The organism is Streptomyces sp. NBC_00846 (assembly GCF_045207325.1).
Classification (GTDB): Bacteria; Actinomycetota; Actinomycetes; order Streptomycetales; family Streptomycetaceae; genus Streptomyces.
The window spans coordinates 3623319-3646764 of the sequence record NZ_CP108846.1 but is presented as its reverse complement, the minus strand read 5'-3'; the positions used below and the strand labels follow the sequence as shown (position 1 = coordinate 3646764).

The 23446-nt window shown below is 70.0% G+C and carries 19 protein-coding genes; 8 read left to right on the top strand and 11 right to left on the bottom strand.

What is annotated here, in order from left to right:
- Positions 1-124: 124 nt before the first annotated feature.
- The 5 genes from OG936_RS16755 to OG936_RS16735 all read right to left on the bottom strand — a co-directional run bounded on the left by OG936_RS16755 (position 125) and on the right by OG936_RS16735 (position 7376).
- The gene (locus tag OG936_RS16755) at positions 125-2974 is read right to left on the bottom strand and encodes an FtsX-like permease family protein (RefSeq protein ID WP_406495633.1); all 2850 of its coding nucleotides are present in this window, start codon (positions 2972-2974) and stop codon (positions 125-127) included.
- Complete coding sequence (locus OG936_RS16750; protein ID WP_406495632.1) at positions 2971-3750, bottom strand: ABC transporter ATP-binding protein; 780 nt, start codon at positions 3748-3750, stop codon at positions 2971-2973. Before OG936_RS16750 ends, OG936_RS16755 begins: the two co-directional genes overlap by 4 nt.
- Before the next feature lie 190 nt (positions 3751-3940).
- Positions 3941-4570 carry a PadR family transcriptional regulator gene (locus OG936_RS16745; RefSeq protein WP_406495631.1) on the bottom strand — a complete coding sequence of 210 codons (630 nt, stop codon included), beginning with the start codon at positions 4568-4570 and terminating at the stop codon, positions 3941-3943.
- Positions 4571-4654: 84 nt separating this feature from the next.
- The gene (locus OG936_RS16740; protein WP_406495630.1) at positions 4655-5260 is read right to left on the bottom strand and encodes a hypothetical protein; all 606 of its coding nucleotides are present in this window, start codon (positions 5258-5260) and stop codon (positions 4655-4657) included.
- Between the two features lie 460 nt (positions 5261-5720).
- A complete protein-coding gene (locus tag OG936_RS16735; RefSeq protein ID WP_406495628.1) occupies positions 5721-7376 on the bottom strand; it encodes a protein kinase domain-containing protein in 1656 nt (551 codons plus the stop codon).
- A 295-nt stretch (positions 7377-7671) separates the two neighbouring features.
- Here OG936_RS16735 and OG936_RS16730 point away from each other — a divergent pair, with 295 nt between their 5' ends.
- The gene (locus OG936_RS16730) at positions 7672-9321 is read left to right on the top strand and encodes a protein kinase domain-containing protein (protein ID WP_406495627.1); all 1650 of its coding nucleotides are present in this window, start codon (positions 7672-7674) and stop codon (positions 9319-9321) included.
- A gap of 49 nt (positions 9322-9370) precedes the next feature.
- Here the strand turns inward: OG936_RS16730 and OG936_RS16725 are convergent, their stop codons facing one another.
- The 3 genes from OG936_RS16725 to OG936_RS16715 all read right to left on the bottom strand — a co-directional run bounded on the left by OG936_RS16725 (position 9371) and on the right by OG936_RS16715 (position 11784).
- Complete coding sequence (locus tag OG936_RS16725; protein WP_406500474.1) at positions 9371-10363, bottom strand: phosphotransferase; 993 nt, start codon at positions 10361-10363, stop codon at positions 9371-9373.
- A gap of 121 nt (positions 10364-10484) precedes the next feature.
- Entirely contained in the window at positions 10485-10919 is a 435-nt protein-coding gene (locus OG936_RS16720) for a pyridoxamine 5'-phosphate oxidase family protein (RefSeq protein WP_406495625.1), read from the bottom strand.
- Positions 10920-11124: 205 nt separating this feature from the next.
- Positions 11125-11784: a response regulator gene (locus tag OG936_RS16715; RefSeq protein WP_406495624.1), complete on the bottom strand. Its 660-nt coding sequence runs from the start codon at positions 11782-11784 to the stop codon at positions 11125-11127.
- 342 nt (positions 11785-12126) lie between these two features.
- Here OG936_RS16715 and pdhA point away from each other — a divergent pair, with 342 nt between their 5' ends.
- From pdhA to OG936_RS16700, 3 genes are read left to right on the top strand one after another with little or no spacing between them, the layout of a single operon-like run.
- The gene (gene pdhA, locus OG936_RS16710; RefSeq protein WP_406495623.1) at positions 12127-13350 is read left to right on the top strand and encodes a pyruvate dehydrogenase (acetyl-transferring) E1 component subunit alpha; all 1224 of its coding nucleotides are present in this window, start codon (positions 12127-12129) and stop codon (positions 13348-13350) included.
- 2 nt (positions 13351-13352) lie between these two features.
- Positions 13353-14333, top strand: coding sequence for an alpha-ketoacid dehydrogenase subunit beta (locus OG936_RS16705; RefSeq protein ID WP_406495621.1), 981 nt, complete (start codon positions 13353-13355; stop codon positions 14331-14333).
- A gap of 10 nt (positions 14334-14343) precedes the next feature.
- Positions 14344-15741 (top strand): dihydrolipoamide acetyltransferase family protein, encoded by a 1398-nt coding sequence (locus OG936_RS16700; protein ID WP_406495619.1) that lies wholly within the window; start codon positions 14344-14346, stop codon positions 15739-15741.
- Between the two features lie 60 nt (positions 15742-15801).
- Here OG936_RS16700 and OG936_RS16695 read toward each other — a convergent pair whose 3' ends face one another.
- Positions 15802-16701, bottom strand: coding sequence for a D-alanyl-D-alanine carboxypeptidase family protein (locus tag OG936_RS16695; RefSeq protein ID WP_406495618.1), 900 nt, complete (start codon positions 16699-16701; stop codon positions 15802-15804).
- Positions 16702-17031: 330 nt separating this feature from the next.
- On the opposite strand from OG936_RS16695, the gene OG936_RS16690 reads away from it, so the two are divergent.
- Both OG936_RS16690 and OG936_RS16685 read left to right on the top strand, forming a co-directional pair.
- A complete protein-coding gene (locus OG936_RS16690) occupies positions 17032-17727 on the top strand; it encodes a GntR family transcriptional regulator (RefSeq protein ID WP_406495616.1) in 696 nt (231 codons plus the stop codon).
- Positions 17724-19034 (top strand): nitrate/nitrite transporter, encoded by a 1311-nt coding sequence (locus OG936_RS16685; RefSeq protein ID WP_406495614.1) that lies wholly within the window; start codon positions 17724-17726, stop codon positions 19032-19034. The genes OG936_RS16690 and OG936_RS16685 overlap by 4 nt, the downstream gene beginning before the upstream one ends.
- Before the next feature lie 81 nt (positions 19035-19115).
- Here the strand turns inward: OG936_RS16685 and OG936_RS16680 are convergent, their stop codons facing one another.
- Positions 19116-19940 carry a maleylpyruvate isomerase family mycothiol-dependent enzyme gene (locus tag OG936_RS16680; protein ID WP_383752139.1) on the bottom strand — a complete coding sequence of 275 codons (825 nt, stop codon included), beginning with the start codon at positions 19938-19940 and terminating at the stop codon, positions 19116-19118.
- A gap of 170 nt (positions 19941-20110) precedes the next feature.
- Between OG936_RS16680 and OG936_RS16675 the strand changes: the two genes are divergently transcribed.
- Positions 20111-20911, top strand: coding sequence for a carbon-nitrogen family hydrolase (locus tag OG936_RS16675; protein WP_406495613.1), 801 nt, complete (start codon positions 20111-20113; stop codon positions 20909-20911).
- A gap of 126 nt (positions 20912-21037) precedes the next feature.
- On the opposite strand, the gene OG936_RS16670 is transcribed toward OG936_RS16675, so the two are convergent.
- The gene (locus tag OG936_RS16670; RefSeq protein WP_406495611.1) at positions 21038-21535 is read right to left on the bottom strand and encodes an LURP-one-related/scramblase family protein; all 498 of its coding nucleotides are present in this window, start codon (positions 21533-21535) and stop codon (positions 21038-21040) included.
- An 82-nt stretch (positions 21536-21617) separates the two neighbouring features.
- On the opposite strand from OG936_RS16670, the gene OG936_RS16665 reads away from it, so the two are divergent.
- Complete coding sequence (locus OG936_RS16665) at positions 21618-23444, top strand: NHL domain-containing thioredoxin family protein (RefSeq protein WP_406495609.1); 1827 nt, start codon at positions 21618-21620, stop codon at positions 23442-23444.
- Positions 23445-23446: the final 2 nt, after the last annotated feature.

Sequence of the window (23446 nt, the reverse complement as noted above, 5' to 3'; positions counted from 1 at the left end):
CAACACGGTGGTGCCCCCGCAAACGGTTGATCCACCGTTTTCGGGGGCACCGAATCGGCCGGTCGGCCCACGGCAGCCGGTCCGACCGTAGCCGGTCACACCGCCGACCGCACCGCTCGCAACCTCACCCGGCCCGTCGTGCCAGGGCCAGGCGCGATCGGGTCAACGCCGCCGCGAGGAGCCCGGCCAGCAGCGGAATGCAGACGACGAGCAGACCGACGGCCGTCCAGGGAAGCACGATCGGCGTGTACGCCGACTGGGTGGGGTCCACCCGCATCTGCGCCAGTGCTTCCCGCAGGTCGACGAGACGCAGCGCCACCGCGGGCACCAGACCCGCCAGCGTGCCGAGCACCACACCCGTGAGGGCCACCACCATGCACTGGAAGCCGGACAGCCTGCGCCGCACGCCCGGTGGCGCGCCCACCGCGCTCAGGGTGTTGAGGTCGGCCTCCGCGTCCGCCTTGGCGAGGCCCGTAGTGATCGCGGCCGCGCCCAGGGTCACCACTCCGGCGAACAGGGTCAGGATCAGCAGTACGGTGTTGTCCTGCCGGCCGGGGCCGTGTTCGGACTGCACCCACATTCCGCCGCCGGCCTGCGCGATGGCACCGGAAACCCGCTGGTCCTCGGCGTTCGTCGGGGCGTGGGCGACGGCATACACGCTTCCGGCCGCCCTGGTGTGCAGGCCGAGCCGCTCCGCGGTCCGCGCCGGAAGGATCATGCGGATTCCGGGGGTGGCGGCGTACTTGGCGGGGGCCACGTACACCTTCAGCTTGTCGACGGTGGTCCGCGCCTTGCCCGGGTGCTGCTTCCCGTTCTTCTTGTCCTTCTCGCTGTACTGGTGGACCGACTTGATCGTCACCTCGCCGTTCTCCGCGTACACCGGGTTGAGGAGTACGGGTGTGCCCGCGGCCAGTGCCTCGGCGGCCGCGGGGTCGTCGAGCTTCACATACGTGTCGAGCAGGGCCGCGTCCGCGACGACGATGTTGCTCTCGTCCGTGTTGAAGAGACCCGATGTCATCAGGTCGGTCAGGCAGGCGGGGGAACGCACCATCTTCTTGTGCTCGTCGGCGGAGAGTCGCGCGGCGAGTTCCTTGGCCCCCTTGCGGGTGAGCGGACAACTGTGTGCTTTGCCGTCGGGCTTGACCAGTTCCAGCGTGCCGCAGTGGTTTTCCTCGTAGACGCGGCAGTCGCTGCCCGCCCAGACCCGTCGGAAGTCCGCGTGTCCGCCGGTGACGGCCATGTTCCGCTCCACGGCCGTCCGAGCCAGCGGGAGCCGCGCGGCCGACTCCTCGTCGAAGGACGAGACGACGATGGTTCCCTCGGTGAGCAACGGGATGTAGTTGTACTCGTACTCGGCCGAGTAGCTGGACATGTAGGTGGCGATGCCCACCGAACCCGCGACGGCCGCCATGACCGCGGCGACGGCGGGAGCGGTACGACCACGGTTGCGGGCGGCGTCGCGCAGCGCCATCCGGGGCGAGAGGGGCAGCCTCCTGCCGAGCCGCCCGAGGAAGCCGACGATCACCGGGATACAGGCGAGCAGACCGAGTTCGGCGACGATGGATCCGCCGGCGACCAGTGCCGAACTCCCGATGCTGCCGCCGAAGAGGGCGATCGCACCACCGAGCGCCAGTACGCAGGTGCCCAGGACAGGCAGCACCCGGGAGGAGCGGCGGACGCCGCGCCGGCCGGTCAGCGACTCCAGTACGGACTGCCGGCTCGCCACGATCGCCGGGGCGAACGCCGCCAACAAGCCGGTGATCAGGCCGATGGCGGCGATGATCAGCAACTCCAGCGGCAGCATCGTCAGAGAGCCGAACCGGTGCCCGGCCCAGTTCTCGATCACGGGCTGGAAAGCCGCGGTGAGCCCGAGACCGACCACGACACCCGTCACCGCTCCGATGCCACCGAGCACCAGACCCCCACCGAGCACCACGGCCCTGACATGCCGCCTGTCCCCGCCACAGGTGCCGAGGAGGCCGAGCTGACGGCGGGAACGTCGCGCACCGACCGCGAAGGCCGGTCCGGCGAGCAGCACGATCTCCAGGACCGCCATCGCGATCACGGTGACGAGTGCCGTGCTGAGCTCTCCGGAGCCGCTGTCGGCGATGTGGGGGTTCCTGGCCATCAGCGGGACCTCGGAGTCCGGCGGCGGGTCGAGGGCGACCTGCCGGGACGTGACGAGCACGCCCGACTTATTGGCCGCCATGACGTGCGGCCAGGTCACGCCGACCCCTGCGGGGCCTTTGACCAGCCAGTCCATGGACCCGGCGTTCGGCGGAAGTACCTTCTTGTCGTGGTCGGCCTCGGCCTTCCACGGAGCGATGACCGCACCGGGGTCGGCGTAGAGCGCTTCGGCCTTCAGCTCGCCGGGCAGCTCGATCACGCCGGTGATGGTGTACGTCCGGCCGGAGTTGCGCACGGTGGTGGTCGAGCCGACGTGCAGCCCGGTCGCCTTCATGAACGGCTCCGTGGCGGCCATCTCGCCCTTGCCGTGCGGGTAGGCGCCGCGCACGAGGTCGATCTTGCCGCGGGCCATCGTGTCCGACGTCCGGATCTCGACGATGTCGGTGTTCGTGATGCCGTACCGGGTGGTGACACTCGCAGGGACGGACTGGATACTGATCGCCCGCGAACCCTTGGGGAACGTCGTCCTGACGTCGACCGGGTCGCTGTCCTCCACGGGCGGTGCGGCGTCCACGCCCATGTAGATGTGGCTCACCGCTCCATCGGGGAGCTGCTCGATGGGCCCCGTCATCACCCCGTTGCTGAACAGCGCGTCGGCGGAGCCCATCATGCTGGTCAGCTGCTCGGCGACGGTCGGCGTCATGCTCCGGTACGTCACATCGAGGGCCGTCACGCCGAGCACCGGTATCGCGATCATCGCGACCACCAATGCGCTGCGGCCCTTGGCCCTCGTCGCGTCGCGCCTGGCGATGCGGAGGGCGGCGCGCCAGCCCGTGAAGACGCTCACTGGGCGCCCTCGGCGGTCAGCAGCGAGTCGGCGTCGGCGGGGAGCGTCTGGTCGACGATCGAACCGTCCCGGAGGAACACGACCCGGTCCGCCCAGGCGGCGTAGCGCGGTTCGTGCGTCACCATCACACCGGCCGCGCCCTGGTCGCAGCGGTTGCGCAGCAGTGCGAGCACGGCCTCGCCGGTTTCGGAGTCGAGCGCCCCGGTCGGTTCGTCGGCGAGCACGAGGCGCCGGTCCCCCACCAGTGCGCGGGCGATCGCGACGCGTTGCTGCTGACCGCCCGACATCTCGTCCGGGAACCGGTCGGCGATCTCCAGGAGCTTCATCTCCTCCAGCGCCGCCCGCGCCTCCTTGCGGGCCTTGCGCACGGAGACCCCGTCGAGCTCGCGCGGCAGGGCGATGTTCTCGGCGGCGGTCAGCGCCGGGATCAGGTTGTAGTCCTGGAAGACATAGCCGACGCTGCGGCGGCGCAGGGCTGCGACGCCCTTGCGGTCGAGGCCGGATATGTCCTGGCCCTCGATGACGACCTGGCCGCTGGTCGCGGTGTCGAGACCGCCGGCGATGGTCAGCAAGGTCGACTTGCCGGAGCCGGAGGGGCCCATGACGGCGACGAGTTCACCGGTGTGCACGGCGAGGTTGACGCCGCGCAGGGCGTGTACTTCGGCGACGCCGGTGCCGTGGGTGCGGGTGAGCGCTCGGAGTTCGAGCACCGGTGCGTCGACCGACAGCGGTGTGCCGGACGAGGACACGGATCGGGACGGGGCGCGTGAGGACATGATGGGTGGTTCCCCCCTTGGAACAGGTCTGTGGGCCGGCGGCGGACCCGGATGCGGTCCGTGGCCGGCACCGGGTGCGTATGCGGGCGCTGCGGAGTTTGTGCCGGGCGGCGGGCGGCGGGCGGCGGGCGCGGGGCGCCGGGTGCCGGATAGTCCCGGTACGTGCCGGGTGTACGCGGGTGGTTGGTGGTCAGTGCCGGCTGCGCGGACGGGTGATACGGGCAGGGCTGCGGCCTGCCGGGGTGCGGCCGGGCGTACGTACCTCGGCTTCCGGCTCCGTGGCGGCGGCCTCGGCGAGGCGGACCAGCCGGGACTCGCAGTGGTCCAGCCAGCGGGCCTCCGCCTCCGCCTGGAAGATCAGCTGTTCCACTACGAGCAGCCAGGCGACCTCGTCGCGGTTGGCCGGGACGTCGGCCAGGGCCTGTGCTTTGAGGCGGGTGTAGTCCTGCATGGCCTTCAGGGTGTGGTGGCGCTGGGACTGGATGACGGCCCGGATGTCCACACCGGGCGCGCCGACCGCCATGGCGAGCTTGATGGCCAGCTCGTCGCGGGGCGGACTACTGCGGTCGACGGGTGTCTCGAACCAGTTGCGCAGATCGGTGCGGCCGTCGTCGGTGATGGCGTAGAGGGCGTGCCCCTGGTCGTCCTCGTCGTCCTGGACGACCAGGCCGTCGCGCTCCAGCCGGCCCAGCGTCGTGTACACCTGGCCGACGTTCAGTGGCCAGGTGGAGCCGGTGCGCGACTCGAATTCGGTGCGGAGCTGCGAGCCGTATCTGGGCCCCCGCTCCAGCAGGGCCAGTAGCCCGTGACGGATCGACATACTGAGTATGTATACCCAGTATGCCGGTCGATGCAAATGCCGCTCGGCGTGCCTGCGCGCTGGTTGCGGGTCCGTGGGGCCATCTCAGGCCGAGCGGCGCATACGGATCGCGAGGAAGCCCAGTCCCAGCCCTATCAGCGCGATTCCCGCGCCCAGAGACGCCCGCTGCACGCGCTGTACGGCCGGCCTGTCGAGGGCCTGCGGCGCGAGTCGGCCGGGCTCGGGGGATGTGCTCGCCGCGGGTATCGCGGCGGGGACCGGCCCCGGATCGGTCGCCGTGGGCCACGTGTCGGGGGTGTCGGGTGCGTCGGGCTGGACGGGCTCGGCGGGCGCTTCGGGCTCGTCGGCCTCGGTGGAAGAACTGTCCGCGGGCGCGAGCGGCCGTCCGGGTCGCAGCCGCCCCTCACCGGCCTCGCGCCCGGCGAGCGGGGACTGCGCTTCGCGGGGCGGCGACTTCGTGTCCGCGGCGGCGGACGGCGGGCCGGAGGGGGAGGCCGAAGCGGAACCGGATGCCGGGGGGGAGGGCGGCGGAGGCGCCGGGGGCGCGGGGGAGGGGGCGGCCGAGCCGCCGTCCGAGGGGGTGGTCGTCGGTATGGCCGAGGATTCGGCCGAGGATTCGGCCGAAGGGGTGGCCGAAGGGGCGGCCGAAGGGGCGGTCGAAGGGGTGGCCGAAGGGGCGGCCGACCCCATGTCCGACGGTTGGGCACCTGGGGCGCTGGGGTCGGTGGACGGGTGGGCGGAAGGTGCGGCGGAGGCCCTCGCGGGAGGAGTCACCGAGCCGCTGACCGCCCGTGGCGCCCCGCCTGGGGCGCGCCGGTCCGCGTGCACCTGGCCTGTCGCGGCCCCCAGTGCCGCGCCCGCCGAGAATATGAGGCAGACCACACACCTCGTGGGCCGCGATGGGAGAAGTCCTTGAGCCATGCGGTCAGCGTCACATGTGATGATATGTCCGGCATCTCGGATATATGACGCCTTCGGGAGGTCGCCCTCACCCCCGTCACTGCCCCGTATACGCCCGCCGTGCACGTGCGTACCGCGCCCGCCGTGCACGTGCGTACCGCGCCCGCCGTGCACGTGCGTACCGCGCCCGCCGTGCACGTGCGTACCGCGCCCGCCGTGCACGTGCGTACCACGCCGGCTCAGGACGGGGTCAGGCCGGGTCGCCCGTCGCGATGCGGAGTTCGAAGTGGGCGCCCATCTTGGGCACGGCGGTTCCGGAGGTCGGGAACTGGTCGATGACCTGGTCCTCCGCGTAGGCGTTCCCCGGCACCTCGATCTGCTTGATCGTCCAGCCCGCCGCGTCCGCGCACGCCTTCGCGGAGAGGATGTCCTTGTAGAGGAAACTCGGTGCGTCGACCTTGTTCGGGTCGTCGTTGTTCTCCATGGCGTCCGTGCACGCATCGGTCTTCATCGTCCGGTTCCGTTCCGGATCCTTGTGCTCGCTCGACGCCGACGACTCGCTGGAGGAGGCCCCCTTCGTACCCGGGTTTTCCTTCAGCATGAGCACCGTGATCAGCCCGCCTATCGCGACCAGCGCGACGACGATCGAGCCGACTGTCATCGGCATGTTCCGCCTGGCGTCGCCCCTGCCGGGGCCGCCCTGCGTCTGGGACTGCGGCGCGATCGTGTACGGCGGCGACGGGGTCTGCTGCCGCATCGGGGACATGGGGGACATCGGCGCCTGGCTCTGGTACGCCGGAGCCGACTGCGGATAGCCGTACGACGGGGCCGGGGTGGGCGCCGGGGTCGGCGCACCGTACGGCCCCGACTGGTACGGGCCCGGCTGGTACGGCATCTGGACGTTCTGTGGCGCCGGAGTGGACTGGTCGACCGGAGGGAAGACCGCCGAGCCGACGCCCGAACCGCTGTTCGCCGGGGCGCCGCCGCCCGCGACGATCAACGGGGCACCCGGCTGCCCGCTCGCGCTCAGCACGCGCGCGATCTCGTCCTGCATGGCCGCGGCGCTGGGGAAGCGCTCGTTCGGGTTCTTCTTCAGCGCGCGGGCGACGAGCGCGTCCATCGCCGGGGTGATCGACCGGTTGATGGTGGAGGGCGCGACCGGCTCCTCCTGGACATGCGCGTACGCGATGGCGAGCGGCGAGTCCGCGTCGAACGGGATGCGCCCGGTCAGCAGTTGGAACAGCATGATGCCGACCGAGTAAAGGTCGGAGCGCGCGTCCACCCCGCGGCCCAGGGCCTGCTCGGGGGAGAGGTACTGCGGGGTGCCGACGACCATGCCGGTCTGCGTCATCGAGGTGACGCCCGACTGCATGGCGCGGGCGATGCCGAAGTCCATGACCTTCACGACACCGCGCTTGGTCACCATCACATTGCCGGGCTTGATGTCGCGGTGGACCAGGCCCATCTCGTGGCTGGTGTCCAGCGCGGCCAGCACATCGGCCGTCACCTTGAGCGCCTTGTCGGCCGGCATCGCCCCGTGGTGCTGGATGTCCGCCTGGAGTACGGAGCCGAGCGGCTGCCCCTCCACGTACTCCATGACGATGTACGGCATCACCGCGCCGCCGAGCTCGTCCTCGCCGGTGTCGAAGACCGAGACGATGTTGGTGTGCTGCAGTTTGGCAACGGCCTGTGCCTCGCGCCGGAACCGCTCGCGGAACGACTGCTCGCGGCCCAGCTCCGTGTGGAGCGTCTTGATCGCGACCTGGCGGTCCAGAGCGGAGTCGTAGGCCAGATATACGGATGCCATCCCGCCTTCGCCGAGCAGGTCGCGAAGCTGGTATCGGCCGCCGGCGACCGAACCGCCCGCGTAGCGCCCCTGAGCGCCGTGTGCGCCGTCCTGGCTCATGACTTGCTTCCCCCTCGGCGCGCGACTGACGCGGTGATCCCTAACTACGCGCCAAGTCTGCCCGAGGGGTACGACACGTCAAGCCGGGTGCCCGTTCCGTGACCCTACGCACAAGAAGCGTCTCGGAAGCGTTACAGGATCCGCATCGAATTTGCCCGGGCGGCGCGCCGGGCGATTGGATGACCGGTCCCTCTCGGAAACGGTGTGCCCGGCAGAGGCTGTAGCGTGACGTGGCAATGCAGCTAGACACCGTGAGAACCCGCGGACGCGCGGACAGATACGACGGCGAGGACTGATGGCACCCGATTCCGAAGCAAACGGCGGCGGAGTTTCGGATGGCACCGACTCCTGGGGCATCGACGGCGTCGTCGGTGACGGACGTTACCGGATGACCCACCGGCTCGGCCGGGGCGGCATGGCGGAGGTCTTCGCGGCCGAGGACGTCAGACTGGGGCGTACGGTCGCGGTGAAGCTCCTGCGTTCCGATCTCGCGGAGGACCCGGTCTCCAAGGCCCGGTTCACGCGCGAGGCGCAGTCGGTCGCGGGCCTCAACCACCATGCCATCGTCGCCGTGTACGACTCCGGCGAGGACGTGGTGGGCGGCCAGACCGTCCCCTACATCGTGATGGAGCTCGTCGAGGGCCGCACCATCCGCGATCTGCTCCTCAGCGCCGAGGCGCCGCCGCCCGAGCAGGCCCTGATCATCGTCTCGGGCGTGCTGGAAGCCCTCGCGTACTCGCACCAGCACGGCATCGTGCACCGTGACATCAAGCCCGCCAACGTGATCATCACGAACTCGGGCGCGGTCAAGGTGATGGACTTCGGCATCGCTCGTGCGCTGCACGGCGCGCAGTCGACGATGACGCAGACCGGCATGGTCATGGGCACGCCGCAGTACCTCTCCCCCGAGCAGGCGCTGGGCAAGGCCGTCGACCACCGATCCGACCTCTACGCCACCGGCTGCCTGCTGTACGAACTCCTGGCGCTGCGGCCCCCGTTCACGGGCGAGACGCCGCTCTCCGTCGTATATCAGCATGTGCAGGACATTCCGGTCCCGCCGTCCGAGGTGTTGGGCGCGGTGCCGCCGGAGCTGGACGGGCTGGTCATGCGCTCGCTCGCGAAGGACCCGGACGACCGGTTCCAGAGCGCCGAGGAGATGCGCGGCCTCGTCCAGTACGGCCTGCAGATGCTCCAGGTGCAGGGCGGCCACACGGGTACGTGGAACACCGGCCCGGTCGCGATGCACGAGGGCGGCCACACGCCGGCGATGGGGATCACCGGTGGCACGATGGCGATGGGCCATCCGCAGCACGGGGACACCTCGCAGGGCCCGATCCTGCCGCCGATGAACCCCGACGACGGGGGCTACGAAGGCGGAAACGGGGGCGGGGGCGGCCGCGGCAAGCTGTGGCTGTTCATCGTGCTCGCGCTGATCGCCATCGGGGCGGGTGTCGCCATCGCGGTCAACGCCGAGGACCTCGGCGGCACGAAGCAGGAGAAGAAGCCCGCGACGACCTCCAGTTCACCGACCTCGCCGGAGAGTTCGCCCGAGCCGAGCGACCAGCAGAGCGAGCAGAGCCAACTGCCGGAGAGCTCCACCGGCAATCAGCAGAACTCGCCCCCGCCGCGGCAGTCCTACACCCCGCCGGTCATCCCGAGCCAGTCGTCCGAGCCTCCGTCGACGGAACCGTCCGCGCCGAGTACGGGCGACGGCGGTACGGGTACGGGTACGGCGACCGGCGGCACGGGAGGTACGGGCGACGGCAGCACCGGTACGAGCGGCGACAGCTCAGGTACGGGCGACGGCGGCAGCTCGGGTACGGGTGACGGCGGTGGCGCCGATACGAGTACGGGCGGTACGGGCAGTACGGGCAGCGATGCGTCCGGGGGGACCCTCGGCGGATCTGGCGGCAATCCCGTAACGGGCGGCGGCGCCACCTCGTGACCCCACAGCGTTCATGGGGTGAGCTCCCATCTCGTGAACGCGCGAGGTCTCACCCCGTGAACGCCTCGCACACCGCCTCGTACTCGCGCGTCCACCAGACCGCCAGGGCCGACACCGCAGGGAACTGCGGGTCGGCCCTTCGGTCGTGCAGGCAGTACCGCCAGCGCAGTATCCAGAAGTCGTTGAGCCGCTCCCACCACACGCGGTGCACCGCCGCGGCCAGTTCCGCCGCCCCCGCCCCAGCCGCCCGCCGGTAGGCCCCCGCGTACGCCCGTACCTTCTCCAGCTCCAGCTTCCCGGCCGGCTGCACGAAGAAGATCGCCGCGGCCCGTACCGCCTCCTCCGCGCGGGGCTGGACCCCCAGCCGGTCCCAGTCGACGATCGCGACCGGGTCCGTGCCCCGGTAGAGGACGTTCAGCGGGTGGAAATCGCCGTGCACCCACCCGGTGGCCGGGACGTCGGGGGTGGGCGGTCTGCGGTCGGCATGCTGTTCCAGCAGGGCCCGCCGCTCCAGGAGACGGTATTCGGCCAGCTCGTCGAAGGAGTCCCGGGGGCGGCGCCCGCGCGCGGCCGCCAGCAGGTCGTCGATCAGCGCGAACGTGTCGGCGGCGTCGGGGCTCCGGTACCCGCCGGACCGCCCCGCGAGCCCCGTGCCCGCCTCCATGACCTGTTCGAGCCCGGTGTGCACGGCCCCGAGCAGCGCTCCGAGCCGCTGAGACTGGGCGGCGGTGAGCTGGGCGCCGGCCCGGTGCAGCCCGTCGACCCAGGGGTGCAGGGCGTAGCACCGGCCGCCGATCTCCGTCACGGTGTCGCCCTCGGTGTCCTCCACGGGCGGGGCGACGGGCACGCCGAGTGACTGGAGCCGCTGGGTGGCGCGGTGCTGGCGGACGATCGTGGCGCGGTCGCCGGTGGCGTCGTCGAGGTGGTGCTTGAGGAAGTAGTGGCCGCGAGTGGTGGAGACGCGGTAGCCGTGGTTGAGGAGGCCTTGAGAGACAGGTTTGCAGGTGAGGAGTTCACCGGCGTCCGGGTAGCAGCGCAGCACCTCGTCCACCGGAGGAACGGGTGGACGAGGCACTGCGGAGCGGGGCGCGGAGGAGCACAGCACCTCGCCGACCGGCGGAGCAGACGGAAGGGTTACAGATGAGCGCGGCACTCACCAGATGTTAGATCACGCTGCGTTGCGGCTCGGCTGACTTGCGTGGGAGGCCCAATGTGTGCACGGAGGCGAAGTGCGGGTCGACCCCGAGGTAGGCCGGGGCGAAGGGCTCCCCGTTCATCCGGGTGGGGGCGGCGCCGAAGCGCTCCCGCTGCTCGGGGGTCGGGTGCACGATCTCGGCGGGACCGGTGAACTGTACGGACCACAGCTCGCCGTCGTCCCCCGAGGGCGTGGTGTTGAAGTTGTCCGCCCCGTACGCCACGACCGTGCCGTCGCAGGCCTCGTGGTAGCCGAGGCCGCGGTGCATCCGCAGGACGACGCGGCCGTCGACGACGATGTGACGGGCGATCGCCAGTATCGGGAGGGCTCGCATGCTCGTCGCCAGCCGGCCGTAGGGGACGCGGCCGAGCAGAGCGATCGCGTGGAGTTCCTCAGAGGACATGCCCTCCACTCTCCGCCACCGGGGAGACCGTAGAAAGAGGCCGCAGCCCCAGGTGGTCCGGGACCAAAGTCCCGAAGGCCACCGAGGACCACGGCCGCCCCGTGCGCGCCCGGGTGCTTCCGGCCGCGCCCCGCAGTGTCCGGCTGCCGCGCCGCCCCGCCGCTTCCCGCCGTCTCCCGCTGTCTCCCGCTGTCCCGCCTCGTTCTCAGCCCTTCTCGGCCTGCAGCCTGGCCACGTACGCGGCGGCCTGCGAGCGCCGTTCCATGCCCAGTTTGGAGAGCAGGCTGGAGACATAATTCTTGATCGTCTTCTCGGCGAGGTGCAGCCGCTCGCCGATCACCCGGTTCGTCAGCCCCTCCCCGATCAGATCGAGGATCCTGCGCTCCTGATCGGTGAGACTGTCGAGCTTGTCGTCGCCCCGGCCCTTCTTTCCGTCGCGCAGCCGCTCCAGCACCTGGGCGGTCGCGACCGGGTCCAGCAGCGACTTCCCGGCCGCCACGTCCCGAACCGCGCTCAGCAGTTCGTTGCCGCGGATCGCCTTCAGCACATATCCCGAGGCGCCGGCCATGATCGCGTCGAACAGTGCCTCGTCATCGGCGTACGAGGTCAGCATCAGGCATTTGATGCTCTCGTCCTGGGAACGGATCTCCCGGCAGACCTCCACCCCGCTCCCGTCCGGCAGCCGTACGTCGAGCACCGCCACGTCGGGGCGGGTCGCGGGGATGCGGACCAGCGCGTCCGCCGCCGTGCCGGCCTCGCCGACGACCTCGATGTCGTCCTCGACCGAGAGCAGTTCATGGACTCCGCGCCGGACGACTTCGTGGTCATCCAGCAGAAAAACGGTGATTTTTCCTTGTTCGCGCACAAAACGCAGTCTCACACACTCGCCTCTTCCCTGCCGCCGAACGGCGGGATAACGTGCCGTTGTTCCGGCCGGCCTGCAAGGCTGTTCCCAGTGCTGTGACCAGCGAGAGTTCCCGACTTTTTCGATTTACTTGGAAATCCAAGCAAAATTGCAGGTCAGATAGGGTTTCGCAGTTAAGCGGCGTACTGGGTAACGTGCTTTTGGCAGGGCGCTCGCCGGGGCACCTGTCACGCCTGTTTCCCGGACCGAGCGGCACCCACCCCGTGCACGGGTACGGACACAGGCGAGCCGCACTGGCTTCCCGGCAGACCCCGGGGGCCGGACCGACGGAGGAGCACGCACGTGACCGTGGAGAGCACTGCCGCGAGCAAACCGCGACGCAGCAGTAAGCGGACCAGCGCCGTGAAAACGCCTGCTAGGACGTCCGCCAAGACGCCCGCCAAGACACCCGCCAAGACACCCGCGAAGACGCCACAGCGTTCCGAGCCCGAGCTCGTGCAACTGCTGACGCCCGAGGGCGAGCGGGTGGAGCATCCCGACTACGAGATCGACCTGACTGCCGAAGAACTGCGCGGCCTGTACCGGGACATGGTCCTGACCCGCCGCTTCGACGCCGAGGCGACCGCCCTGCAGCGCCAGGGCGAGCTGGGCCTGTGGGCCTCGCTGCTCGGCCAGGAGGCCGCCCAGATCGGCTCCGGCCGGGCCCTGCGCGACGACGACTACGTCTTCCCGACGTACCGCGAACACGGTGTCGCCTGGTGCCGGGGGGTCGACCCGACCAATCTGCTCGGGATGTTCCGTGGTGTGAACCACGGCGGCTGGGACCCGAACAGCAACAACTTCCACCTGTACACGATCGTCATCGGCTCGCAGACCCTGCACGCCACCGGCTACGCCATGGGTGTCGCCAAGGACGGCGCGGACTCGGCCGTGATCGCGTACTTCGGTGACGGCGCCTCCAGCCAGGGAGACGTCGCCGAGTCCTTCACCTTCTCCGCGGTCTACAACGCCCCGGTCGTCTTCTTCTGCCAGAACAACCAGTGGGCGATCTCCGAGCCGACCGAGAAGCAGACCCGCGTCCCGCTCTACCAGCGCGCGCAGGGCTTCGGCTTCCCCGGAGTCCGGGTCGACGGCAACGACGTACTCGCCTGCCTGGCCGTCACCAGGTCGGCGCTGGAGCGGGCCCGCCGGGGGGAGGGGCCCACGCTCGTCGAGGCGTTCACCTACCGCATGGGCGCGCACACCACGTCCGACGACCCGACGAAGTACCGGGCGGACGAGGAGCGCGTCTCCTGGGAGGCCAAGGACCCGATCCTGCGGCTGCGCACCTACCTGGAGAAGCAGGGCAACGCCGACGAGGCGTTCTTCACCGCCCTGGACGAGGAGAGCGAGACCCTCGGCAAGCGGGTGCGAGAGGCGGTACGGGCGATGCCCGATCCGGACCCGATGGCGATCTTCGACCACGCCTACGCCGACGGGAACCCGCTCGTCGACGAGGAGCGCGCCCAGTTCGCCGCCTACCAGGCATCGTTCGCGGACTCCGACTCCGCCGAGGAGGGCAAGTAGCCATGGCCATGGAAAAGATGTCCATTGCGAAGGCTCTCAACGAGTCGCTGCGCAAGGCTCTCGACACCGACCCCAAGGTCCTCATCATGGGTGAGGACGTCGGCAAGCTGGGCGGTGTATTCCGGATCACCGACGGACTCCAGAAGGACTTCGGCGAGGACCGGGTGATCGACACCCCGCTCGCCGAGTCCGGCATCGTCGGTACGGCGATCGGACTGGCCCTGCGCGGCTACCGGCCCATCGTGGAGATCCAGTTCGACGGCTTCGTCTTCCCCGCGTACGACCAGATCGTCACGCAGCTTGCGAAGATGCACGCCCGGGCGCTCGGCAAGATCAAGCTGCCGGTCGTCATCCGGATTCCGTACGGCGGCGGCATCGGCGCCGTCGAGCACCACAGCGAGTCCCCCGAGGCCCTGTTCGCGCACGTCGCGGGCCTGAAGGTGGTCTCGCCCTCGAACGCGAGCGACGCCTACTGGATGATGCAGCAGGCCGTCCAGAGCGACGACCCGATCATCTTCTTCGAGCCGAAGCGCCGCTACTGGGACAAGGGCGAGGTCGAGACCGACTCCATCCCCGGTCCGCTGCACCGGGCCGCGGTGGCGCGTACGGGCTCCGACCTGACGCTCGTCGCGTACGGGCCGATGGTGAAGGTCTGCCTGGAAGCGGCCGCGGCCGCCCAGGAGGAGGGCAAATCGATCGAGGTCCTGGACCTGCGCTCGATGTCCCCGATCGACTTCGACGCCATCCAGACCTCGGTCGAGAAGACCCGCCGGCTCGTCGTGGTCCACGAGGCGCCGGTGTTCTACGGCTCCGGGGCGGAGATCGCCGCCCGGATCACCGAGCGCTGCTTCTACCACCTGGAGGCACCGGTGCTGAGGGTCGGCGGCTACCACGCCCCGTATCCGCCGGCGCGGCTGGAGGACGAGTACCTGCCGGGTCTCGACCGTGTGCTCGACGCCGTCGACCGTTCGCTGGCGTACTGAGGACTGGGGCGTGACAACGATGACCGACACTTCCAACGCTGCTCGCTTCCGTGAGTTCAAGATGCCCGACGTGGGCGAGGGACTGACCGAGGCCGAGATCCTCAAGTGGTACGTCCAGCCCGGCGACACCGTCACCGACGGCCAGGTCGTGTGTGAGGTCGAGACGGCGAAGGCGGCCGTGGAGCTGCCGATTCCGTACGACGGGGTGGTGCACGAGCTGCGCTTCCCCGAGGGCACGACCGTCGACGTCGGCCAGGTGATCATCGCGGTGGACGTGGCCCCGGGCACCGGTGACGCGGCCCCGGCGCCCGAGCCGGCCGCGCAGCCGGAACCGGAGCCCGAGGCTCCCAAGGGACGTCAGCCCGTCCTCGTGGGGTACGGCGTCGCCGAGAGCTCCACGAAGCGGCGCGCCCGCAAGGGTACCGAGGCGCCGGCGCCCGTCGCGGCGGCGGCGATCCAGGGCGAGCTGAACGGCCACGGCGCCACGGCCGTCCGGGAGAGCAGGCCGCTCGCCAAGCCGCCGGTGCGCAAGCTGGCCAAGGACCTGGGCATCGACCTGGCGACGGTCGTCCCGACCGGCGAGGGCGGGATCATCACCCGCGACGACGTGCACGCGGCGGCCACCCCCGTACCGGTGCAGGTTCAGGCCCCGGTCGTGGCGGAGGCCGTTCCCGTTCCCGAGGCGCCGGCCGCCGCCGTCACGGGCGCGCGGGAGACCCGTATCCCGGTCAAGGGCGTGCGGAAGGTCATCGCCCAGGCGATGGTCGACAGCGCCTTCACCGCGCCGCACGTCACGGAGTTCGTGACCGTCGACGTGACGCGCACGATGAAGCTGGTGGCGGAGCTCAAGGAAGACAAGGACATGGCGGGGGTCCGGGTCAACCCGCTCCTGATCGTCGCCAAGGCGCTCCTCGTCGCGATCAGGCGCAACCCGGAGGTCAACTCCGCCTGGGACGAGGCGAACCAGGAGATCGTGCGCAAGCACTACGTCAACCTGGGCATCGCCGCCGCCACCCCGCGCGGTCTGATCGTGCCGAACATCAAGGACGCGCACGAGCAGACGCTCCCGCAGCTGGCCGCGTCCCTGGGCGAGCTGGTTTCCACGGCCCGCGAGGGCCGGACCTCCCCCGCCGCGATGGCGGGCGGCACGGTGACCATCACCAACGTCGGCGTCTTCGGCGTCGACACGGGTACGCCGATCCTGAACCCGGGCGAGTCCGCGATCCTCGCGGTCGGCGCGATCAAGCTCCAGCCCTGGGTCCACAAGGGGAAGGTGAAGCCTCGTCAGGTCACCACGCTGGCCCTGTCGTTCGACCACCGTCTGATCGACGGCGAACTCGGCTCCAAGTTCCTGGCGGACGTCGCCGCGATCCTGGAGCAGCCCAAGCGGCTGATCACCTGGTCCTGACGGCCTGACGAGAGAGGGGCTCCGCGGTGCGGGGCCCCTCTTCCGTGCTGCCGGGCTGAACTACTTCTTGAAGCCGTAGTCCATGATCTTCTTCATGTCCGCGGAGCGGGTGGTCGCGTTCGTGGAGGCGAGCACCGTGCCGATGATCGTCTTGCCGTTGCGGGTCGCGGCGAAGACCAGGCAGTACTTGGCCGTCGGGCCGGAACCGGTCTTCACGCCGATCGCGCCGCTGTAGCTGCTGAGCATCGAGTTGGTGTTGGACCACGACATGTAGCGGTAGCCACCACTCTTCGTGGTGACCTTCTGCTTGGTCGACTTGGTCTTCACGACCGCGCGGAACGTGGAACTCTTCATCGCGCTGCTCGCGAGCTTCGTCAGATCGCGCGGCGTCGAGTAGTTCGAGCCGTTCCCTATGCCGTCGAACGAGTCGAAGTGGGTGTTCGTCATTCCGAGCGACTTGGCCTGGGTGTTCATCTTGCCGATGAACGACTTCACGCGGGCCGCCCGGGTGGTGCCGGAGCCGAACTTGTCGGCCAGTGCGTACGCGGCGTCGCAGCCGGACGGCAGCATCAGGCCGTACAGCAGCTGGCGGACGGTGACCTTGTCACCCACGATCAGGCGGGCCGACGAGGCGCCCTTGGAGACGATGTAGTCGCTGTACGCCTTCTGGATCGTGACCTTGGAATCCAGGTTGAGATTCTTCTGTGCCAGGACGACCTTGGCCGTCATGATCTTGGTGGTGGAACCGGTGGAGCGACGGGTGTCCGCGGCCTTGGAGTACAGGGACTTCGCGGTGCCGTTGTTCATCACGTAACCGCCCTTGGCGGTAATCGTGGGGGTGGGCAGTGTCGCGGCCTGCGCCGTGGAGGCGAACGCGCTTCCCGCGATGACAGCACCCGCAGTGAGGGCCACGGTGGCAGCGGCCGAAATACGGTTTATGCCCTTGATTCCGATTTTCAACTTGAACGCTCCAAATGCCCCTGGAATGCGGCCTCATAAGGATGCCGCTCGGTGATGAGACTCATGAGACCCGGGGAAGGATGTGCTGATTCCTGGGGCAATTCCGGGGCTACGGGTGGTTCGGGGCATGGCCCGGCGCGTCGTCCGGTGCACCCCCGCCGGATCCGGGCCCCATCGCCCCGTACGCGATGTCGTTGATGTCGATCGCGTCACGCCGTGCGGGTGTCCGTCCCGCTCCATCGGTCGGTTCCGACGCGGACGGCCGAGGTTTCACCGTCCGGCTTCCGGACGGGTGCCATCATGCGCGCATCTTGTATCTATGCTGTGTACATGCCTGCCGCACCCCCAGTCGTGAAGCCCCGTGTGAAGCCCGCCGAGAAGTCCTCCGTCAAGCAGCCCCCCGCCGCCGAGCGCGTCTACGCCCATATCAAGGAAGCCGTCCTGGACCGCCGCTACGAGGGCGGCACGCTCCTCACCGAAGGCGATCTCGCGGAGGCCGTCGGAGTCTCCCGTACGCCCGTGCGTGAGGCGCTGCTGCGGCTGGAGGTCGAGGGGCTGATCAAGCTGTATCCGAAGAAGGGGGCTCTCGTGCTCGCCGTCTCAGCCCAGGAGATCGCGGACGTGGTGGAGACCCGGCTGCTGGTCGAGGAGTTCGCGGCCCGCAAGGCCGTGCCCGCCTCCGCGCGGTTGATCGGGCGGCTCGAAGAACTTCTCGAAGAGCAGCGGCAGTTGGCGGAGGCGGGGGATCTGGCCGCGGTGTCCGTGAAGGACCGCTGTTTCCACGCCGAGATCGTGCGCAATGCGGGCAACGACATCCTCTCGCGCCTCTACGACCAGTTGCGCGACCGGCAGTTGAGGATGGGCGTCGCCGTGATGGAGGCGCACCCGGGGAGGATCGCCGCGAACATCACCGAGCATGGCGAGCTGCTGGAGGCCATCAGGTCCGGCGACGCGGACGGTGCCGCGCAGGTCGTGCGGCGTCATGTCAGCCGGGTCAAGGTGCTCGTCAGGGGTGAGGACCGATGAGTTCCGCCGCCGCGCCCACCCTGTCCCTGCCCGGTGATCCGCCCGGCGGCCGGCGGGCCGTGTGGGTCTGGGGCATCGGTGTCGCCGTCTACTTCGTCGCCATCATCTTCCGCACCAGCCTGGGTGTCGCCGGACTCGACGCCGCCGACCGGTTCCACGTCAACGCCTCCGCGCTCTCCACGTTCTCCATCCTTCAGCTGCTCGTCTACGCGGGCATGCAGATACCCGTCGGCCTGATGGTCGACCGGCTCGGCACCAAGAAGGTCCTCACCCTCGGGGCCGTCCTGTTCACCCTGGGGCAGCTGGGCTTCGCGCTCTCCCCCTCGTACGGCATGGCGCTGGCCTCCAGGGCGCTGCTCGGCTGCGGCGACGCGATGACGTTCATCAGTGTGCTGCGGCTCGGCGCCCGCTGGTTCCCGGCGCGGCGCGGTCCGCTGATCGGGCAGGTCGCCGCGCTCTTCGGGATGGCGGGCAACCTCGTCTCGACGCTCTTCATCGCGCGGGCCCTGCACGGATTCGGCTGGACCACCACCTTCGTCGGCAGCTCCGCCGCCGGGGTTCTCGTCCTCGTACTCCTTCTGCTGTTCCTGAAGGACCACCCCGAGGGCCACGAGCCGCCGCCCGCCGAGCACGCGGGCGCCGCCTACGTACGCCGGCAGATCGCCGCCGCCTGGCGGGAGCCCGGCACCCGGCTCGGTATGTGGGTGCACTTCACCACGCAGTTCCCGGCCATGGTGTTCCTGCTGCTGTGGGGGCTGCCGTTCCTGGTGGAGGCGCAGGGGCTGAGCCGGTCCACCGCCGGTGAGCTGCTCACCCTGGTAGTGCTCTCCAACATGGCGTTCGGGCTGCTCTACGGGCAGATCATCGCCCGCCACCACGCGGCCCGCGCGCCGCTGGCCCTCGGGACGGTCGCGGGGACGGCGCTGCTCTGGGCGTCGACCATCTTCTACCCGGGCGACCACGCGCCGATGTGGCTGCTGATCGTCCTGTGCGTGGTGCTCGGCGCGTGCGGTCCCGCCTCGATGATCGGCTTCGACTTCGCACGGCCCGCCAACCCGCCGGAGCGCCAGGGCACCGCGTCGGGCATCGTCAATATGGGCGGCTTCATCGCCTCGATGACCACGCTGTTCGCCGTCGGCGTGCTGCTGGACGCGACCGGGGACAACTACCGGATCGCTTTCGCCTCGGTCTTCGTACTGGAGTCACTCGGCGTCGTACAGATTCTGCGGCTGCGCTCCCGAGCCACGCACCGGGAGCGGGACCACCATGTGATCAGCCGCGTGGAGGCCGTGCACGTACCCGCGTGACCCGTCTGTCGCGCCGGATCGGCGGCGCGCCCGTCCTCGCACGACGGGCGCCGCCGATCACCGGGGTGCTGCGCCGGGGCGCTACGGCGTCACGGCGAAGTTCTGCAGGATCGCCGCCGCCAGGTCCGGGTCGCCCTCGATCTTGATCCGGTCTGCGACCGCGGCCGCGCGCACCCGCCCGCAGGCGAGGCGGTAGTACGTCTCCCAGTCCATCGCCAGCGTCACCGCGGGCCCGAGCGACGGCGAACCGTCCACCGAGCCGTGGCCCTCCGCGTCGACCCTGACCGTGCGCAGGAACTCCAGCGCCCCGTGCACATCGAGCACGATCGCCGAATTGGCCGGTGCGCCCGCGTCCTTGGCGACCACCTTCGGCAGCGCGGCGAGCAGGGTGTCCCGGACGATGAAGGCGCCGGGGGAGTCCAGATTTCCGGGCTGCCCCAGCGTCGTCCGCAGGTCCTGCTCATGTACCCAGACGTCGAAGGCCCGCATCCGCAGCGCCAGTTCGAGGGTCTGCTCGGCGCCCAGCGGCGCCCGGACCATGGTCTCGGGGGCACGGGTCTCGTTGCGCAGCTGACGTGCGCGGCGAATGATCGTGTACTCCAGCTCGGAGGTCATCTCCGGCGCGGTGTGGTGACGCCGCACATCGACCTGCATCTCCATGTACCGGGCGAAGTCGCTCTGTACGTGGAAGAGGTCGCGCGGCAGCGTGTGGATCGGACGCGGGTCGCCGAGCTGCTCGCTCTCCATGCCGATGATGTGCGAGACGATGTCACGCACCGACCAGTTGGGGCACGGTGTACGGCTGTTCCACTCTCCCTCGGCGAGTGGCTTCACCAGCTCGGCTATCGACTCGATGGAGTGGGTCCAGGCATCGGCGTAGGTCTGGAGGCTGGGATGGACGGTCACGGGACCCCTCGTGCGGTTCTGCGGTGCATGGGCTGGAGTGCTGGGCGCGGGCGGCGGACTGCGTGGGAGGTTCGATCGCTAAGTTACGCTGCGAGCAGGCACCCCGGCAGTGCTTTCGTGTGACGATCGTAGGCCCGTGTTGACGGCTCGAATGCCAGGACGGTGGTAGTGTGCGCGCCTCCCTCATCCAGATCGCAGTAGACCCGGACGAATCGGTCAATTTCCGTAGGCAGCGCGTGGCTTCGCTGATCGCGGACCAGCGCGGTGCGGATCTGGTGGTTCTACCAGAGCTCTGGCCGGTCGGCGCCTTCGCGTACACCTCCTTCGCCGACGAGGCCGAACCGCTCCAGGGGCCCACCCACGACATCATGGCCAAGGCCGCGGCCGACGCCGGGGTCTGGCTGCACGCGGGCTCCTTCGTCGAGCGCGCCGCCGACGGCACCCTCTACAACACGGCGCTCGTCTTCACGCCCGAGGGCGAGCGGGCCGCCACGTACCGCAAGGTCCACCGCTTCGGCTTCGACAAGGGCGAGGCGGTCATGATGGGCGCCGGCGAGGAGCTCGTCACGGTCGCCCTGCCGGAGACCACCCTGGGCCTCGCCACCTGTTACGACCTGCGCTTCCCGGAGATGTTCCGCGGCCTGGTCGACGCGGGCGCCGAGACGCTGATCGTTGCCGCGGGCTGGCCCGAGCGCCGCCGCGCCCACTGGACGCTGCTGGCCCGGGCCCGCGCCGTCGAGAACCAGTCGTACCTCCTGGCCGTCGGGACCGCGGGCACCCATGCCGGAATCCAGCAGGCCGGACACAGTATCGTCGTCGACCCGTGGGGCGAGGTGCTCGCGGAGGCGGGCGCCGACGAGGAGGTGCTGAGTGTGGAGCTCGACCCGTCGAAGGTCGCCGCCACGCGCGAGCAGTTCCCGGCGCTCAAGGACCGGCGGCTGGGGCTGGCTCCGCCCCGGACGGGCGAGTAGTCACGTTTCACGTGAAACCGGGTTCGATGTCATCGCCGGACCCACCCGCTGATCGTTTTGTCCTCAAGTTCCCCATGGCCTCAAGGGCATGGGGGACCCCCTCGACGGACCTGGTTTTCGAGTCCGTCAGTCCTCGTGCTCCTTCTCCTTGTCGGCGAGCACGATGACGCACACCGATACGGCGATGAGCAGTGCCACGTCGGCGTCCTCCCGTACGACGTCGATGCCGTACGTGTCCCGGACGGTCAGCCACCGCCGCGAGATCTGGGCCAGCAGTTCCCCGTCGTAGTCGACGGCGAACTCGCGGTCCAGGATCTTGCCGCTGACGTCGAGCTCGGTACCGTCCACCAGCGTGACCCGATGGTGGTTGCGCAGCAGCGACAGCCGCTTGCGCTGGACCTTGGCGAGCTGCTCGCCGTCCCGCTCGATGAGCATCGTGTCGCGCAGGCTGAGCAGCTTCTGCCGGATCTCGACCAGAATCCGGCCCTGCGCGTCCTTCAGCTCGAAGGTGTCACGCACCCGCATGGCCTTGCCGTCGACGAGGAAGACCTTGCGACCGTCCGCGTCCTCGATCCAGTAGTCGTCGCCTACAGCGAAGAGCCGTTCACGCACCAGGAATCTCATGACTCACAGGTTCCCCCAGGACCGCCCGGAATACGTGGACCCTCCGGAATGCGTGCGGGCCATGGTGCTGTTGACTGTCCACATGGGAACACGTGCGCGCGTCCGGGCCCCGGAGCTGATCGGCAAGGGTGGCTGGCTCAATACAGGCGAACAGCAGTACACCCTCGCTGACCTGCGAGGACGCATTGTGATCCTGGATTTCTGGACCTTCTGCTGTGTGAACTGTCTCCATGTTCTCGATGAGCTGCGCGAACTGGAGGAGAAGCACCGCGACACCGTCGTGATCATCGGTGTGCACTCGCCGAAGTTCGTCCACGAGGCCGAGCACCAGGCAGTCGTCGACGCCGTCGAGCGGTACGAGGTCCACCACCCGGTCCTCGACGACCCGGAGCTGGCGACCTGGAAGCAGTACGCCGTACGCGCCTGGCCCACGCTCGTCGTCATCGACCCGGAGGGCTACATAGTCGCCCAGCACGCGGGCGAGGGCCATGCGCACGCCATCGAGAAGCTGGTCGAGGAGCTGGAGACCGAGCACGGGGCGAAGGGCACGCTGCGCCGCGGCGACGGCCCCTACGTCGCGCCCGAGCCGGTCGCCACGCATCTCCGGTTCCCCGGCAAGGCCCTGCTCCTGCCGGACGGCGGCTTCCTCGTCTCCGACACCACCCGGCACCGCCTGGTCGAGATCGAACGTGACGGTGAAACGGTTCGCCGTCACGTCGGAACAGGGGACAGGGGGTTCACCGACGGTGGGCCCGACGAGGTCCGGTTCTCCGAGCCGCAGGGGCTCGCCGTGCTGCCCGACGGCCGGATCGCGATCGCCGACACCGTCAACCACGCGATTCGTGCCCTCGACCCCACCACCGGGGTGACGACGACCCTCGCCGGCACGGGCCGTCAGTGGTGGCAGGGTTCACCGACGACGGGCCCGGCCCGCGAAGTCGACCTGTCCTCCCCCTGGGACGTCGCCTGGTTCGCGGACCGGCTGTGGATCGCCATGGCGGGCGTGCACCAGCTGTGGACGTACGACCCCGCGACGGGGACCGTGCGGGTCGCCGCTGGCACGACCAATGAGGGCCTGGTCGACGGGCCGGCCGACGAGGCCTGGTTCGCCCAGCCGTCCGGCCTCGCCACGTCGGCCGACGGGGAGCGGCTGTGGGTCGCCGACTCGGAGACGTCCGCCCTGCGGTACGTCGAGCGGGACGGCACCGGCTTCGTCGTCCGTACGGCCGTCGGCACCGGACTCTTCGACTTCGGACACCGCGACGGCGGAGCGGAGCAGGCGCTGTTCCAGCACCCGCTGGGCGTGACCGCGCTGCCCGACGGGTCCGTCGCCGTCTGTGACACGTACAACCACGCGCTGCGGCGCTACGACCCCGTGAGCGGCGAGGTCACCACCCTCGCCACGGATCTGCGCGAGCCCAGCGACGCCGTCCTGGCCGACGGCGATCTCGTAGTCGTCGAGTCCGCCCGGCACCGGCTGACCCGGCTACGGCTTCCCGAGGAGGCCGTGCGCGTCGTCGGCCAGGCACACCACACGCGGCGCGCGGCCACCGAGATCGCCCCGGGCACGCTCCGGCTCGATGTGGTCTTCCAGGCGCCCGCCGGGCAGAAGCTGGACACCCGGTACGGTCCCTCGACCCGCCTGCTGGTCTCGTCGACCCCGCCCGAGCTGCTGGCGGAGGGCTCCGGTCCGGGCACCGATCTCTTCCGTGACCTGGTGCTGGCCGACGGTGTCGCCGAGGGGGTCCTGCACGTGTCCGCGATGGCGGCGTCCTGCGACGACGACCCTGCGAACGAGTACCCGGCCTGCCATGTCCACCAACAGGACTGGGGCGTCCCCGTCCGCGTGACCGCGGAGGGAACGCCCCGGCTGCCGCTGGTGCTGGCAGGGATGGACGAGCAGGTCTGACG

Coding starts and splice junctions, on each gene's coding strand:
- OG936_RS16685 (WP_406495614.1), top strand. CDS start 17,724: ATGAGTTCCGCCGCCGCGCCCACCCTGTCCCTGCCCGGTGATCCGCCC.
- OG936_RS16745 (WP_406495631.1), bottom strand. CDS start 4,570: ATGTCGATCCGTCACGGGCTACTGGCCCTGCTGGAGCGGGGGCCCAGA.
- OG936_RS16720 (WP_406495625.1), bottom strand. CDS start 10,919: ATGTCCTCTGAGGAACTCCACGCGATCGCTCTGCTCGGCCGCGTCCCC.
- OG936_RS16730 (WP_406495627.1), top strand. CDS start 7,672: ATGGCACCCGATTCCGAAGCAAACGGCGGCGGAGTTTCGGATGGCACC.
- OG936_RS16735 (WP_406495628.1), bottom strand. CDS start 7,376: ATGAGCCAGGACGGCGCACACGGCGCTCAGGGGCGCTACGCGGGCGGT.
- OG936_RS16690 (WP_406495616.1), top strand. CDS start 17,032: ATGCCTGCCGCACCCCCAGTCGTGAAGCCCCGTGTGAAGCCCGCCGAG.
- OG936_RS16670 (WP_406495611.1), bottom strand. CDS start 21,535: ATGAGATTCCTGGTGCGTGAACGGCTCTTCGCTGTAGGCGACGACTAC.
- OG936_RS16750 (WP_406495632.1), bottom strand. CDS start 3,750: ATGTCCTCACGCGCCCCGTCCCGATCCGTGTCCTCGTCCGGCACACCG.
- OG936_RS16740 (WP_406495630.1), bottom strand. CDS start 5,260: ATGGGGTCGGCCGCCCCTTCGGCCACCCCTTCGACCGCCCCTTCGGCC.
- OG936_RS16705 (WP_406495621.1), top strand. CDS start 13,353: ATGGCCATGGAAAAGATGTCCATTGCGAAGGCTCTCAACGAGTCGCTG.
- OG936_RS16665 (WP_406495609.1), top strand. CDS start 21,618: ATGGGAACACGTGCGCGCGTCCGGGCCCCGGAGCTGATCGGCAAGGGT.